This window comes from Pseudomonas sp. 3HC3 (assembly GCF_044904505.1).
Classification (GTDB): Bacteria; Pseudomonadota; Gammaproteobacteria; order Pseudomonadales; family Pseudomonadaceae; genus Aquipseudomonas; species Aquipseudomonas putida_Y.
The window spans coordinates 92,646-106,364 of the sequence record NZ_JADDRH010000014.1; the positions used below are offsets into that span (position 1 = coordinate 92,646).

The 13,719-nt window shown below is 60.8% G+C and carries 15 protein-coding genes and 1 tRNA gene; 9 read left to right on the forward strand and 7 right to left on the reverse strand.

Annotation, left to right across the window (positions count from 1 at the left end):
* Positions 1-341 precede the first annotated feature (341 nt).
* Together INQ47_RS18275 and nadA are read left to right on the forward strand one after the other, a co-directional pair.
* Positions 342-1,850 (forward strand): YdgA family protein, encoded by a 1,509-nt coding sequence (locus tag INQ47_RS18275; RefSeq protein ID WP_404702271.1) that lies wholly within the window; start codon positions 342-344, stop codon positions 1,848-1,850.
* Between the two features lie 274 nt (positions 1,851-2,124).
* Positions 2,125-3,183, forward strand: a complete 1,059-nt coding sequence (gene nadA / locus INQ47_RS18280; RefSeq protein ID WP_003254747.1) for a quinolinate synthase NadA — start codon at positions 2,125-2,127, stop codon at positions 3,181-3,183.
* 108 nt (positions 3,184-3,291) lie between these two features.
* Here nadA and INQ47_RS18285 read toward each other — a convergent pair whose 3' ends face one another.
* Positions 3,292-4,728, reverse strand: a complete 1,437-nt coding sequence (locus tag INQ47_RS18285) for a M48 family metalloprotease (protein ID WP_209967580.1) — start codon at positions 4,726-4,728, stop codon at positions 3,292-3,294.
* Between the two features lie 122 nt (positions 4,729-4,850).
* On the opposite strand from INQ47_RS18285, the gene INQ47_RS18290 reads away from it, so the two are divergent.
* On the forward strand, positions 4,851-5,090 hold the full coding sequence (locus INQ47_RS18290) for a sulfurtransferase TusA family protein (protein WP_021783344.1): 240 nt from the start codon (positions 4,851-4,853) through the stop codon (positions 5,088-5,090).
* Between the two features lie 20 nt (positions 5,091-5,110).
* The gene (locus INQ47_RS18295) at positions 5,111-6,181 is read left to right on the forward strand and encodes an AI-2E family transporter (protein ID WP_021783345.1); all 1,071 of its coding nucleotides are present in this window, start codon (positions 5,111-5,113) and stop codon (positions 6,179-6,181) included.
* A 117-nt stretch (positions 6,182-6,298) separates the two neighbouring features.
* On the opposite strand, the gene INQ47_RS18300 is transcribed toward INQ47_RS18295, so the two are convergent.
* Both INQ47_RS18300 and INQ47_RS18305 read right to left on the reverse strand, forming a co-directional pair.
* Positions 6,299-6,772, reverse strand: a complete 474-nt coding sequence (locus INQ47_RS18300) for a peroxiredoxin (protein ID WP_176685092.1) — start codon at positions 6,770-6,772, stop codon at positions 6,299-6,301.
* An 11-nt stretch (positions 6,773-6,783) separates the two neighbouring features.
* Complete coding sequence (locus INQ47_RS18305; protein ID WP_003254741.1) at positions 6,784-7,344, reverse strand: glycine cleavage system protein R; 561 nt, start codon at positions 7,342-7,344, stop codon at positions 6,784-6,786.
* A 259-nt stretch (positions 7,345-7,603) separates the two neighbouring features.
* On the opposite strand from INQ47_RS18305, the gene dapA reads away from it, so the two are divergent.
* The 5 genes from dapA (at position 7,604) to INQ47_RS18330 (ending at position 11,309) form a co-directional block, all read left to right on the forward strand.
* A complete protein-coding gene (gene dapA, locus INQ47_RS18310) occupies positions 7,604-8,491 on the forward strand; it encodes a 4-hydroxy-tetrahydrodipicolinate synthase (RefSeq protein WP_003254739.1) in 888 nt (295 codons plus the stop codon).
* 15 nt (positions 8,492-8,506) lie between these two features.
* Positions 8,507-9,628: an outer membrane protein assembly factor BamC gene (gene bamC / locus INQ47_RS18315; protein ID WP_252459646.1), complete on the forward strand. Its 1,122-nt coding sequence runs from the start codon at positions 8,507-8,509 to the stop codon at positions 9,626-9,628.
* Positions 9,629-10,387 (forward strand): MBL fold metallo-hydrolase, encoded by a 759-nt coding sequence (locus INQ47_RS18320; protein WP_401102495.1) that lies wholly within the window; start codon positions 9,629-9,631, stop codon positions 10,385-10,387.
* A gap of 30 nt (positions 10,388-10,417) precedes the next feature.
* The gene (gene purC / locus INQ47_RS18325; RefSeq protein WP_103444794.1) at positions 10,418-11,128 is read left to right on the forward strand and encodes a phosphoribosylaminoimidazolesuccinocarboxamide synthase; all 711 of its coding nucleotides are present in this window, start codon (positions 10,418-10,420) and stop codon (positions 11,126-11,128) included.
* A gap of 91 nt (positions 11,129-11,219) precedes the next feature.
* Positions 11,220-11,309 (forward strand) — tRNA-Ser (locus INQ47_RS18330).
* 98 nt (positions 11,310-11,407) lie between these two features.
* Here INQ47_RS18330 and INQ47_RS18335 read toward each other — a convergent pair.
* The 4 genes from INQ47_RS18335 to INQ47_RS18350 form a co-directional block, all read right to left on the reverse strand.
* The gene (locus INQ47_RS18335) at positions 11,408-11,758 is read right to left on the reverse strand and encodes an addiction module antidote protein (protein ID WP_404702272.1); all 351 of its coding nucleotides are present in this window, start codon (positions 11,756-11,758) and stop codon (positions 11,408-11,410) included.
* Positions 11,755-12,060: a type II toxin-antitoxin system RelE/ParE family toxin gene (locus tag INQ47_RS18340; protein WP_404702273.1), complete on the reverse strand. Its 306-nt coding sequence runs from the start codon at positions 12,058-12,060 to the stop codon at positions 11,755-11,757. Before INQ47_RS18340 ends, INQ47_RS18335 begins: the two co-directional genes overlap by 4 nt.
* Before the next feature lie 351 nt (positions 12,061-12,411).
* Complete coding sequence (locus INQ47_RS18345; RefSeq protein ID WP_012051485.1) at positions 12,412-12,684, reverse strand: DUF3077 domain-containing protein; 273 nt, start codon at positions 12,682-12,684, stop codon at positions 12,412-12,414.
* Positions 12,685-12,820: 136 nt separating this feature from the next.
* A complete protein-coding gene (locus INQ47_RS18350; RefSeq protein ID WP_252459648.1) occupies positions 12,821-13,084 on the reverse strand; it encodes a hypothetical protein in 264 nt (87 codons plus the stop codon).
* Positions 13,085-13,719: the final 635 nt, after the last annotated feature.

A 13,719-nucleotide genomic window follows, 5' to 3' on the forward strand; every position in this document is an offset into this window, starting at 1 on the left:
CGGCGGGAGGCGCGGGGGGAGCGCGCAAAGTGGTGAAAATAAAAAACGATGGATAGGTGGGTGTCAAGTTAAACATGACAATATGTTGCTGAATTGAAATATTTATCGATTAAATCCGGGTTTTGTTCGGTTTCTGCGCGTTTATTTGCGATTGTGATCAACTGGCGTGTTCGTAAAAATTAACGAATCCTTTGCTTGCCTGCCTCGGTGTCAGACGTGTCCGAAAAATGGCATTTCTCGACCTGGGCCAGCGCTCGGCCCAATCGGGGGTGGTACTCTTCGTTTTCTGCGTGGCCTCTGGCCGCCTTCGAAGCCCTTACGGACAGCAATCGGTTCTATTCATGAAGAAATCAGTTGGCATCCTTTCCGGCCTGGCTATCGCCATTGCCGTCGCAACTACCGCAGGCGCCTGGTACACCGGCAAGCAGCTGCCGGCAGAGCTGGACAACGCGCTTGCCCGCAGTAACGCCGAACTCGGAAAGGCCCTGGTCAGCACCGGCGGTAGCATGAGCATCGAGCGCGTGTCGCTGGAGCAGCACCTCTTCAGCAGTACTGCCCAGTACCGGCTCAAGGCTCGCGACATCAACGTGGGTGAGGGCGAAGTGATCAATTTTGACGTGGGCGTGACCGACCAGATCGAGCACGGCCCGTTTCCCTGGTCCAGGGTCAGGGCGCTGAAGCTGATGCCGGTAATGGCGGTCAGCAACAGCACGCTGCAGAAGGATGAGGCCGTCGCGCCATGGTTTGCCGCTGCGGGTGAAAAGGCCCCGATCAGTGCGCAGACCAGCCTGGGTTACAGCGGCAGTGTGGTCAGCCAGGTTCAGCTGGCGCCGCTCAAGTTGGATGAAGCGGATGGCAACAGCCTGGACTTCTCGGGCATGCAGTTCGAAGTCAGCGGGGACAAGGAGGGCAAGGCCTCGACGTTCCACGGCCAGGCCGACAGTCTCGTGATTAAAAGGGTGCAAGACGACCAGCCGCCGGCCACGTTCGAGCTCAAAGGGCTGACGTTTGGCGGTAACCTCGCAGCCACTGCACACGACGCCATCTATGTGGGCAACGTCGATCTGGCGTTGGCTGAAACCAAGGTCACACTTGGGCCGAAACAGCAGGTGCTGCTGATCAAGGGGCTGGAGCAGAAGGCCTTGCAAACCCTCGAGGGCACGGACACCGTGGGTGGGCGCGCGGAGTACAAGGTCGGCGACATCAGCTGGGATGGCCGCGCGGTAGGCAAGGCACAGATGGCGGTGAGCGTGACTTCGGTTAACGCCCCGGCGTTGCAGGCATTGTCGAAGTGGTACCAGTCGCATTTGCCGGAGTTCGAGGCCGCCAGTGCGGCTGGCCAGCCGGTGCCGCAGATCCAGATGGACGATGCCGAGAAAGCCAAGTTCCAGGGTGACCTGCACAAGCTGCTGGCTGCCAAGCCCAGGGTGGCGCTGGAAAATCTCTCGTTCAAGACTGCCAATGGCGAGAGCCGCTTCAACCTGTCCATGGACTTTGCGGCACCCGCCAGCTTCGACCTGCCGCCGGATCAGCTGGGCAAGCAGCTGGTTACCGAGGTGAAGAGCCAACTGTCGCTGTCCAAGCCGATGGTCGGTGACCTGGCGACCTTGCAGGCGTTGCTGGATGGCCAGACCGACGCCCAAGCGATTGCCATGCAATCGAGCCAGGCGGGGGAGATGGTCGGCATGATGGCGTTGCAGAGCGGCATGGCCACCGTGCAGGGCGATGATGTGGTCAGCAGCCTGCACTATGCCGAGGGCATGGTCGATTTCAATGGCCGAAAAATGACCGTGGAAGAATTTGCCATGTTCATGGCGGCGCATCTGGCGGCCCTGTCGCCGCAGGGGTGATGGTTTCTCCTGTTGCGGCCCCTTCGCGGGTGAACCCGCTCCTACAAGGATTTCACAGTGTAGGAGCGGGTTTACCCGCGAAGAGGCCAGCACAGGCAACACAAAAACCACTTTAGTAATCGCTGGATTGTCTGTAGCCTTCGGCCTCCGATAATAATCCGCGCCCGCAGAGGGCCGTGGCGGTCAGTGTGCCGTCCGGCACCCTTAGCCGATCTGCCAGGGCCGGGTGATACACTCGATTTGACGCGCAAGCGCGCCTGCAGGTCCAGCGATCATGACCCAGATTTCCGAACGCCTTTTGGTTCAGGCCCACCTCGACGCCAAGCAGCCCAACCCGCTGACAGCCGAGCAGGAGGCCGAATACCGTGCGGCCATCGCTGCCGAGCTCAAGGCCCAGAATGCCGTGCTGGTTGCCCACTATTACTGCGACCCGGTCATCCAGGCGCTGGCTGAAGAAACCGGCGGCTGTGTATCCGACTCTTTGGAAATGGCCCGTTTCGGCAAGAATCACCCTGCCGAAACGGTCATCGTGGCCGGTGTGCGCTTCATGGGCGAGACGGCAAAAATCCTCACCCCGGAAAAGCGCGTGCTAATGCCGACCCTGGAGGCCACCTGCTCGCTCGACCTGGGCTGCCCGGTAGAAGAGTTCTCGGCCTTCTGCGACCAGCACCCTGAACGTACCGTGGTGGTCTACGCCAACACGTCCGCAGCGGTGAAGGCACGCGCCGACTGGGTAGTGACCTCGAGCTGCGCGCTGGAAATTGTCGAAAGCCTGATGGACAACGGCGAAACCATCATCTGGGGCCCGGACCAGCACCTGGGCCGTTACATCCAGAAGCAGACTGGTGCCGACATGCTGCTGTGGGACGGTGCCTGCATCGTTCACGAAGAGTTCAAGTCGCGCCAGTTGGCCGACATGAAGGCGCTGTACCCGGATGCTGCGATCCTGGTGCACCCCGAGTCGCCGGAAGCGGTGATCGAGTTGGCCGACGCGGTGGGTTCCACTAGTCAGCTGATCAAGGCTGCCCAGACCCTGCCGAACAAAACCTTCATCGTCGCCACCGACCGCGGCATCTTCTACAAGATGCAGCAGCTGTGCCCGGACAAGGAATTCGTCGAAGCCCCCACCGCCGGCAACGGCGCGGCATGCCGCAGTTGCGCGCACTGCCCGTGGATGGCGATGAACACCCTGGAGCGGGTGCTGGATTGCCTGCGTAACGGCACCAACGAAATTTTTGTCGACCCGGCGCTGGTGCCCAAGGCGATCAAGCCGCTGAATCGCATGCTGGACTTTACCCAGGCGGCGCGGCTGAAGCTGTCTGGTAATGCCTGACGCCAGACCGCGTCATACTCTTCGCGGGCTCACCCGCTCCCACAGATATTGCACCGTTTACCAAGGCGGTGGAGTACCTGTGGGAGCGGGCAAGCCCGCGAATCGCCTTCAGCGCCCCATCATTTCCTGAACCATGCGCCGCTGCTCCATGATCTCGCGCTGGCGTTGGTCAATCTGTGAGGCCAGCGGGAAATTCCCACCCGCCCGGCGCTTGGCGTAATCCAGCTGCTGGATTGCCTGGTCAAAGTCGCCGACCAGTGTGAAGTACTCGGCCCGTGCCCGGTGCAAGCCGATGGTATTGCCCGACAAGCCCCGCACTTCAGCCATGTCGTACCACACATCCGGGTCATCCGGGCGGCTCTTGACCAGCTCGTTCAACACCTTCTCGGCCTCGGCCGGCTTGTTCTGTTTCACCAGCAGGTCGGCACGTACCTGTTTCAACGGGTAGTTGCCCGGGTACAGCCCCTGCATCCGCTCGGCCCGCTGCTGGGCGTCGGCCAGGCGGTTGTTGGTGATGTCCAGGTCGATCTGTGCCAGGTTGTAGGTGATGTCGTTGGGCGCCTTGGCCAGCAGCGGCTTGAGCATTTCACGCGCCTCGTTCAATCGCCCACCCTTGATCTGCGCCAAGGCCAGGCCATAACGTGCAGCGTCCAGCTTTGGGTCTTCGTCCAGTTGGGCACGGAAGCGTTTGGCGGCAAGCCCCGGTGTGCCCTCGTAGATCAGTGCCACCCGGGCGCGGATCAGTTGGTAGCGCATGCTGTCTTCAATGCCACCCTTGGGCGCCTGGTCGGCGCGGTTACGGGTGTCGGCAATACGTGATTCGGTCACCGGGTGGGTCAGCAGGAATTCCGGCGGTTTGGCGTCATACCGGTACTGGCGTGCCAGGCGCTCGAACATGGTCGGCATGTTGCGTGGATCGTAGCCGGCCTTTTCCAGGTTCTGGATACCGATGCGGTCGGCTTCCTGTTCGTTCTGGCGCGAGAAGCGCCGCTGTTCCTGAATGGCTGCTGCCTGGGTGCCGGCAATCATGCCGATGCCCGCATCGCCGGCGCCACCTGCGGCCAGCACGATGCCGGCCAGCAGCGCCGCCATCATCGGCAACTGCATGCGCTGCTGGGCCTCGACGCCACGCGCGAAGTGGCGTTGCGACAAGTGCGCCAGTTCGTGGGCCAGTACTGAGGCATATTCGCCCTCGGTCTGGGCGTTGAGGAACAGACCACCGTTGACCCCGACAATGCCACCCGGGGCGGCGAAGGCGTTGAGCTCGCGGCTGTCGATCAGGATGAACTCCAGGCGCCGGTCCTGCAGTTGGCTGGTTTCGGCCAGCTTGTAAACGCTGGTTTCGACGTAGTCCTTGAGCTGAGGGTCGTTGAGCTGATTGACCTGGCCGCGCAGCAGGCTGAGCCAGGCACGGCCCAGTTGGTGCTCCTGTTGCGGCGAGACGATCGCAGAACTGGCATCACCCAGTGATGGCAGGTCGTCAGCATGGCCGGGAAGGGCCATCAGGCAGGCCAGCGTCAGCAGGGTAGGGCGCAGTAGATTCATGCATGAAGCTCGCGTCGGATCAAAGATACCTACTGTAGCGGGCTCACACGTTGACGACCAGTGGCGCTATCCTAGCCAGCCATGCCAAGAAGCAGCCTGGCGATGCCTTTGGAGACCCTGCGATGAGTAACACCCTGACCTGCGACGCCGAACTGGACGCCAGCGGGCTGAATTGCCCTTTGCCACTGCTCAAGGCCAAGATGGAGCTCAATCGCCTGGCCAGTGGCGCGGTGCTCAAGGTAATCGCCACTGACGCAGGCTCCCAGCGCGACTTCCGCACTTTCGCCCAGCTGGCCGGTCATACCCTACTGCATGAAACGGCCGAGGCCGGTACCTACACTTACTGGCTGCGCAAGGCCTGAGTCTTTTCCAAGGATCGTCAATGTTCAAAGTCTTTCGCGACTGGGTGCAGCGCTACTTCTCCGATGAGGAAGCGGTGGTGCTGGCGGTCCTGTTGTTCCTGGCGTTTACCGCAGTGCTCACCCTGGGCGGCATGCTCGCGCCGGTGCTGGCGGGCATGGTGCTGGCGTTTCTGATGCAGGGGCTGGTCAACGCGCTGGAGCGCGTGCGGGTACCAACACGGCTGGCAGTGATGCTGGTGTTCGCCCTGTTCATGGGGGCGCTGGCGGTGTTCATGCTGGTGCTGGTGCCGCTGCTGTGGCACCAGCTGATTACGCTGTTCAACGAGCTGCCGGGGATGCTCGGCAAGTGGCAGTCGTTGTTGTTGCTGCTGCCGGAGCGGTATCCGCACCTGGTGTCGGACGAGCAGGTGCTGCACGCCATCGAGTCGGTGCGCGGTGAAATTGGCAAATTTGGTCAATGGGCGCTGACCTTCTCGCTGTCCAGCCTGCCACTGCTGGTCAATGCCATGATCTATCTGGTGCTGGTGCCGATTCTGGTGTTCTTCTTCCTGAAGGATCGCGAACTCATTGGCCGCTGGGTCAGCGGCTACCTGCCGCGCCAGCGCACCTTGCTGAGCCGGGTGGGCAGCGAGATGAACCGGCAGATCGCCAACTACATCCGCGGCAAGGGCATCGAGATCTTGATCTGCGGCATTGCCACTTACATTGCCTTCATCAGCCTGGGGCTCAACTACGCAGCGCTATTGGCGTTGCTGGTGGGGCTGTCGGTGGTGGTGCCTTACGTGGGCGCAGTGGTCGTGACTGTGCCGGTCACCTTGATTGCGCTGTTCCAGTGGGGCTGGGGCGACCAGTTCATCTACCTGATGACGGTGTACGCGATCATTCAGGCGCTGGATGGCAATGTGCTGGTGCCGCTGCTGTTCTCTGAAGCGGTGAGCCTGCACCCGGTGGCGATTATTTGTGCAGTGCTGCTGTTTGGCGGGCTATGGGGGTTCTGGGGGATATTTTTCGCCATCCCGCTGGCGACGCTGATCAAGGCCGTGCTGGATGCGTGGCCCAAGCAGGAGCCTAGCGTTTCACCGATGCTTTGAAGGTAATTGGGGCCGCTCTGCGGTCCTTCGCGGGCATGCCCGCTCCCACTGGGCCCTGCACAATTCCTGTGGGAGCGGGCGTGCCCGCGAAGGGCTGCAAGGCAGCCCCATTCAATTTCAAGCCTTGTTCAAGGTCTGAGCAGCAGCCAGAACTGCATCCACATGCCCGGGCACCTTCACCCCGCGCCATTCCTGGCGCAGCACACCGTCCTTGTCGATCAGGAAGGTGCTGCGGTCAACGCCCATGTACTCCTTGCCATACAGCTTCTTCAGCTTGATCACATCGAACAGCTGGCACAGGGCCTCGTCCTTGTCGCTGATCAGCTCGAACGGGAAGCCTTGCTTGGCCTTGAAGTTTTCGTGTGACTTGATGCCATCGCGCGATACACCGAATACCACGGTGTTGGCTGCGGTGAAGGCATCGTGCTGGTCGCGGAAGCCCTGGCCCTCGGTGGTGCAGCCTGGTGTGCTGTCCTTGGGGTAGAAGTACACCACCACCTGCTGGCCCTTGAGTTCGGCAAGGCTGACGGTTTGCCCGCTGGTGGCCTGGGCCTGGAAGTCGGCAACAGGTTGGTCGAGTGCTACAGCCATGATCGGTTTCCTTACATTGGGTTCTGTGGACGCCATGGCTCGATCAGTGCGTCGAGGTTCAGGGCATCGGCAAAGTCCAGGAACTGGTCGCGTAGCCAGCTGATCTGCGTGCCGGCCGGCAGAATCACGGTGAACTGGGCGTTGAGCATGCTGCTACCGGTTTGCGGCGCCAGGTAGGTGTCGCAGGTCATGGCTTCCAGCTCGACGCGGTGGTCGAGGAAGAACTGGCACAGCTCGTTGATGATGTCCGGGCGGTAGGCAGCGCTGACGTAGGCCACATATGGAAGGGCCTGCGGGCGCACTTCCTGGTCGGCGCTGCGGACCACGTCGAGCGTCAGGCCGTGTTTCTTGCCCAGGCCTGGCAGGGTGGATTCGAGACGTGCCAGGGCGTCCCAGCTGCCGCCCACCTGCAGCACCAGGGCGCTGGTCTCGCCGTGGCGGCTCAGGCGCGAGGTGACCACCGCGCAGCGGTTTTCAAAGGCAGCGCGGCTGAGGACGTTGGCCAGCTCCATGGGGTTCGGGCCCAGGGCACTGATGACAAGGAATTGTTCGCGGACGGTGGGGGTGGACATGCAGCATTCCTAAAGCGATGAGCGGTCGGCACAGGACGGGCAAAAGCCTCCTGTCGGCAGGGCCCGGGGCTCGCATGCGAGGTCTTGGACGCTGGCGGGGAGCAAGGTCGACGGCCCGGCGGGCCGCGCTGCACCGATCAAAGGGTCAAGGGTAGCGAAATAAGCCGCCGAGGGGAATGCTCCACCCGCCTGCTTCGCTTGTGCAAGGTCGATGCCCCCAGTACCATTACCGCTCTCTTTTTCCGGCAGGAGCAGTTACATGATTGCGGGCAGTATGGTGGCATTGGTCACACCCATGGATGCACAAGGGCGTGTTGACTGGGGCAGCCTCGACAAACTTGTAGACTTCCACCTGGAAAACGGCACCCATGCGATCGTCGCTGTCGGCACCACCGGTGAGTCGGCCACGCTGGATGTCGAAGAACACATCCTGGTCATCAAGCACGTGGTCGAGCGCGTCAAACGCAGCGCCAAACCGATTCCGGTCATCGCCGGCACCGGTGCCAACTCCACCGCCGAAGCCGTGCACCTGACCCAGAACGCCAAGAATGCTGGCGCCGACGCATGCCTGCTGGTTGTGCCGTACTACAACAAGCCAACGCAAGAAGGCCTGTACCAGCACTTCAAGCACATTGCCGAAGCCGTCGACATCCCGCAGATCCTCTACAACGTTCCCGGCCGTACCTCCTGCGACATGCAGGCCGAGACCGTGATCCGCCTGTCGACCGTGCCGAACATCATCGGCATCAAGGAAGCAACTGGCGACCTGGCCCGCGCCAAGGCCATCCTCGATGGCGTCAGCAAGGACTTCATCGTCATGTCCGGCGACGATCCGACTGCCGTCGAGCTGATCCTGATGGGTGGCAAGGGCAACATCTCCGTCACCGCCAACGTCGCTCCGCGCGAAATGGCCGACCTGTGCGAGGCCGCCCTTGAGGGCAATGCCGAGAAGGCCCGCGCAATCAACGAAAAACTCATGCCGCTGCACAAAGACCTGTTCTGCGAGTCCAACCCGATCCCGGTGAAATGGGCGCTCGTCGAAATGGGCCTGATGCAAAAAGGTATTCGCCTGCCCCTGACCTGGCTGAGCGAAGGCTGCCACGAAAAAGTCCGTACTGCCTTGCGCCAGTCCGGCGTACTGGTTTAAGAGGAAGTACACCGCATGAAGCGACTGGCTGGTCTTTCCGCCCTTGCCCTGATTATCTCCAGCACCAGCGGGTGTGGCTGGCTGTGGGGCGAGGATGGCTATTTCCGCGACCGCGGCAGTGACTACCTGCAGGCCCACCCGACCGCGCCGATGCAACTGCCGCCGGACGCCAGCAACGTCAAGCGCCTTGACCCGCTGCTGCCGATTCCGCGTAACGTCGCTGACGATAACGTCAAGGGTGAGTTCGAAGTGCCTCGCCCGCAACCGCTGACTGGCGGTGCCGCCCAGGTTACCGACTACAGCCTGCAGCGCAGCGGCAGCAGCCGCTGGGTACTGGCCCAGCATTCGCCAGCCGAAGTGTGGCCGGTAGCCCGGCAGTTCTTCGAGGACAACGGCTTCCGCATTGCTGAAGAGCGCCCGCAGACAGGTGAGTTCAATACAACCTGGCAGCGTTTCGATGAGCTGTCGGCATCGCTTGGCCAGCGTCTGGCCAGCACTGCCAGCAGCGGTGACAGCGAGGTGCGTGTGCGTGTGCGCATGGAGCCTGGCGTGCAGCGCAACACCTCCGAGGTGTATGTGGTCAGCGTCGAGCGCCCGGCGGGCAGCACTGCCGATCCTGCGTTCCCGTCCACCTCCAGCAATATCGGCACCGATGCCCTGCTGGTCGACGAAATGCTTGCCAGCATGAACCGCAGCGCCGAGAAGGGTGGTTCGGTGTCGCTGCTGGCCGCGCGCGATTTCGACGCCCCAAGCCGCGTCAGCCTGAGCGAAGACGGCAGCGGCAACCCGGTGCTGTACCTGGGCTCTGACCTGGACCGCGCCTGGTCTGGCGTAGGCCGTGCCCTGGAGCAGGGTGGCGAATGGCGTGTTGAAGACATCAACCGCAGCCTGGGCCTGTACTACATCAACCTGTCCGAAAAGCCTGACGACAAGCAGAACCAGCCTGGCTTCTTCAGCCGCCTGTTCGGCAGCGAGCCGACCAAGGAAGAGCGTGAAGCCCGTGCCGAGCGTTACCAGGTTCGTCTGAGCAAGGTGGGTGAGAGCGTGCAGGTCACGGTCGAGAAAAACATCAACACCGTGGCTCCGGCCGATGTCGCCCGCCGCGTGCTGAGCGCCATTCAGGACCACCTGGGCTAAGTGCGCTTCGCGGTACTCGGAAGCGGCAGCCAAGGGAACGGCACGCTGATCGCCAGTGGTGACACGTTCATCCTGGTCGATTGCGGCTTTTCCCTGCGCGAAACCGAGCGGCGCCTGGCGCTGCTCGGCGTGTCGGCGGCCCAGCTCAGTGCGGTACTGGTCACCCACGAACATGCCGACCACGTGCATGGCGTCGGCTTGCTGTCACGGCGCTACAATGTACCGGTCTACCTCAGCCAAGGGACCTTGCGCGGCATGCGTAAGCCGGTGGAGGTGGCCGGTTTTCTCGCTTGTGGCCAAAGCCTGCGCGTCGGCAGCCTGGAAGTAACCGCAGCGCGGGTCGAGCACGATGCTTACGAGCCATTGCAGTACGTGGTCAGCGATGGTCAGCGGCGTTTTGGCATGCTCACTGACCTGGGTTCGTACGACGCGCTGCTGTTGGAGCGTTACCAGGGCCTGGATGCACTGCTGATCGAGGCCAACCACTGCCGCGACCTGTTGGCACGCGGTCACTATCCGGCCTTTTTGAAGCGGCGGGTGGGTGGCATGCAAGGGCATTTGAACAACCACCAGGCCGCGCGCCTGGTGCAAGAGTTGGGCTGGAACAACCTGCAACACCTGGTGCTGGCCCACCTCAGCAGCAAGAACAACCTGCCACACTTGGCCCGCCAGTGCTTCGTCGACACCCTTGGGTGCGACCCGGACTGGCTCCAGGTGGCGAATCAGGAACACGGGCTCGACTGGCGCGAAATCGCCTAGCCCAACACCTCAAGCAAGCGGAGCCCAATCATGGAAAAACGCGAAGAACTTTACCGCGGCAAGGCCAAATCGGTTTACAAGACCGACGACGCCGACCGCTTGATCCTGCTGTTCCGTAACGACACTTCGGCGTTCGACGGCAAGCGTATCGAACAACTCGACCGCAAAGGCATGGTGAACAACAAGTTCAACGCCTTCATCATGCAGAAACTGGAAGAAGCCGGCGTGCCGACCCAGTTCGACAAGCTGCTGGGCGACAACGAGTGCCTGGTGAAGAAGCTGGACATGATCCCGGTCGAGTGCGTGGTGCGTAACTACGCTGCCGGCAGCCTGGTCAAGCGCCTGGGCGTGGAGGAGGGCATCAAGCTGGAGCCGTCCACCTTCGAGCTGTTCCTGAAGAACGACGAGAAGGGCGACCCCTTCATCAACGAATCCCACGTTGTCGCGTTCGGCTGGGGCACCGCCGAGCAACTGGTAGAAATGAAGAAGCTGTCGTTGAAGGTCAACGAAGTGCTGACCAAGCTGTTCGATGACGCCGGCCTGCTGCTGGTCGACTTCAAGCTGGAGTTCGGCGTATTCCACGGCCAGATCGTGCTGGGCGACGAGTTCAGCCCGGACGGCTGCCGCCTGTGGGACAAAGAAACCCGCAAGAAGATGGACAAGGACCGCTTCCGCCAGGGCCTGGGCGACGTGATCGAAGCCTACGAAGAAGTTGCCAAGCGCCTGGGCGTGCCGCTGTAAGCGGCGCGTTCACGCAAGCGCCTGATACCACGCGGTTTTTTTGAAAAAAAGATTTGCGTTTTAAAAGAACGCTGGTATGATGCGCGGCATTGGAGAGATGCCGGAGTGGTCGAACGGGACGGATTCGAAATCCGTTGTACTGGCAACAGTACCTAGGGTTCAAATCCCTATCTCTCCGCCATACAAGATCAAGCCCCTGGAAGCGAAAGCTTCCGGGGGCTTTTTCGTTATGGAAGGCAAAGATTTACAGCCAGCATGCTAATTGCCCGAGCGGTTAAATCAAGAGCCCGGAAGCTTCTCGAGCGGCCTGACCGTGAGCTCTACACCTAAGGCAACCATCAGTTTTTGAATAGTAGCGAAACGGGTCTTTTCTCCGCCCTTCAGCGTTTTATAAAGAGACTCTCGATTGACCCCTGCGTCTTGCGCAAACTGATTCACGCCCTTGGCTTTTGCCACTTCACCCAATGCATGCATCAGGGTCTGAGCGTCATTAGCCTTCATCGCTTCTGCCAGAAATGCCGCGATGGTTTCCGGGCTGTCGAGAAACCGGGAGGCCTCGAAGCGTCTTGTTTTGCTCAAATCCAGATCAAGGATTGGCATGTCTTGCGGCGAAATTTTTTTGCTCATCATTTTTTACCTCGTAAAGCATCAAAAATTTCCTTTGCTCGTTTGATGGCTCTGCGTTGATCTGTTTTATCGCTACCGTAGAGCATCAGGTAGCGGATTAAGCCCGTTCGAACGAAGTAGATTCGATATCCGGGGCCTACAAATACGCGCATCTCACTGATACCCTCGCCAACGGATTCGATATCACCGAAGCAATCGTTTTCTGCTCGGGCAATCCTCAAGGAAACAGCACCTCTGCCAATTGGATCTTTTAGGCCATCTAGCCAATCGTCAAATTCAGACGTTGTGTCTATCTGATTCGGCATGCATTGAATGTAGCCTACTGGCTACTCCTTGTCGATGAGTGAGCGGCCGAGTGGGCCTGCGGCTCTATAAACGGAGTGGGTTGCCCATTACGCAACGGGTGTATACGCCTGCAGCGATGTTCGCCTCCCATCGTCGGCGCTTGGTTTGGCCGCGACGTGATGAGGCTAGGGCGCGAGCGGAGCGCTGGCAACGGATAGCGCGGGTTTGCTGAGCGTTTGGGAAATGGACTACATGGCGGTAGAGAATGTCGCACTCCAGCTGTCAGCGTGGGGGCTCGCTTAGGTGCGCTTGCGACATGATGCAATCGGTGAAGCCCCGGGATATTTTGCGTTTCCAGGGCTTCCTCGTACTTACTTTTTCATCATCCCCAACTCAGCATCATCCAACAGCGCCTTGGCCATTGCGCTCAGGTAATGCGAGGCCCAGATCAGTTTCTGGTCGCCGTCCATCAGGCCGGTGATTATCAGGTCGCGCACGTAACCCATCAGTTCGGAAGCCTGCTCGCGGGCGTCCTGGCAGGGGATGCCGGGTTCGATGCGGAACAGCGGGTGGGTGTTGTTTTCGCCTTGGTAGAAGCAGGTCTTGCCAACTGTGGTGGGTTCTGTCGTGTTGTCGGTGGGCATTGTTTTGTTTCCCTGGATTCTGGGTTGCCTGGGCTGGCCTCTTCGCGGGCACGCCCGCTCCCACAGGTACTGTGCAGTGCGTGACGGCTGTGATGACCCTGTGGGAGCGGGCGTGCCCGCGAAGAGGCCTGACCTGCTAATGCAAGGTGTAAGGCTCTGTGGGTAAATGCGGCCGCATCTGCAACTGCATCAACGCCGACTCGACCAGCCCCTGTACTGCTTCCATTTCATGGATCACGGCCTGCATCACGATCGAGCTGTGGGCGGTAGGTTTGAGTTGCACGGATTGGCGGGCCACGGACAGGGCGCAGAGCACGTACTCTGAGGACTGGATCAGGGTGTCTTGCAGGATCTGGGTGGAATGGGGGGAGTAGGGTGGATCGGGGACTGTCTTGCGCATGTAAGCTCCTTGGGTAGTGGAGCCGCCTGGCAACGCTGTCAAACGAATGGAGGCAGCTATACATGGGTTGACAGACCGGTACCCAAGGACCCGGCGCACACGAATGTGCCCCATGCACAGCTGCCATTAAGCGCTGCAACGGAAACTTGAGTAGTCGGCCTGTCAAAGCCGGTCGCTGATTTCACAACGACGAGCCGAGACTAGAGCGCGACCGAATCCGTCGCAACCGTTTGAGCGGGTTGGCAGTATGTTTGGGAAACGCCCTACAAGGAAGGGGATAATTCTGAGTACAAGTTGTAGGACGGATTTCTACTAATCAATCAGACAGGCTTCCTGCAACATTTTGTCTTGAACTGCCAATGGCACCTTGGGCTACAATGCGGCCCTCTGATACGCCACTCACGCCCAGGCCACACGCCGTAATGATTACGCGCGCTGGGCGATGAACTCTTCCTGACATGGATTCGTTGGATGCTTTGCGCCGTACTGGTCTCCCCCTGCGCCCATCGCTGGACGGCTGAATTGTCGTCTGCGGCCAGTGCTGCACACTTTCTGAAAACCCCGCACAACTTTGAATGCTGCCGCCAACCATTGGCTGCGGTACGCGGCTGTGCGCCCCACCGAAAATGGAGTGC

Coding starts and splice junctions, on each gene's coding strand:
- INQ47_RS18300 (WP_176685092.1), bottom strand. CDS start 6,772: ATGGCTGTAGCACTCGACCAACCTGTTGCCGACTTCCAGGCCCAGGCC.
- INQ47_RS18285 (WP_209967580.1), bottom strand. CDS start 4,728: ATGAATCTACTGCGCCCTACCCTGCTGACGCTGGCCTGCCTGATGGCC.
- INQ47_RS18345 (WP_012051485.1), bottom strand. CDS start 12,684: ATGCCCACCGACAACACGACAGAACCCACCACAGTTGGCAAGACCTGC.
- INQ47_RS18350 (WP_252459648.1), bottom strand. CDS start 13,084: ATGCGCAAGACAGTCCCCGATCCACCCTACTCCCCCCATTCCACCCAG.
- INQ47_RS18295 (WP_021783345.1), top strand. CDS start 5,111: ATGTTCAAAGTCTTTCGCGACTGGGTGCAGCGCTACTTCTCCGATGAG.
- INQ47_RS18305 (WP_003254741.1), bottom strand. CDS start 7,344: ATGTCCACCCCCACCGTCCGCGAACAATTCCTTGTCATCAGTGCCCTG.
- INQ47_RS18340 (WP_404702273.1), bottom strand. CDS start 12,060: ATGCCGAATCAGATAGACACAACGTCTGAATTTGACGATTGGCTAGAT.
- INQ47_RS18275 (WP_404702271.1), top strand. CDS start 342: ATGAAGAAATCAGTTGGCATCCTTTCCGGCCTGGCTATCGCCATTGCC.
- purC (WP_103444794.1), top strand. CDS start 10,418: ATGGAAAAACGCGAAGAACTTTACCGCGGCAAGGCCAAATCGGTTTAC.
- INQ47_RS18335 (WP_404702272.1), bottom strand. CDS start 11,758: ATGATGAGCAAAAAAATTTCGCCGCAAGACATGCCAATCCTTGATCTG.
- bamC (WP_252459646.1), top strand. CDS start 8,507: ATGAAGCGACTGGCTGGTCTTTCCGCCCTTGCCCTGATTATCTCCAGC.
- nadA (WP_003254747.1), top strand. CDS start 2,125: ATGACCCAGATTTCCGAACGCCTTTTGGTTCAGGCCCACCTCGACGCC.
- dapA (WP_003254739.1), top strand. CDS start 7,604: ATGATTGCGGGCAGTATGGTGGCATTGGTCACACCCATGGATGCACAA.
- INQ47_RS18290 (WP_021783344.1), top strand. CDS start 4,851: ATGAGTAACACCCTGACCTGCGACGCCGAACTGGACGCCAGCGGGCTG.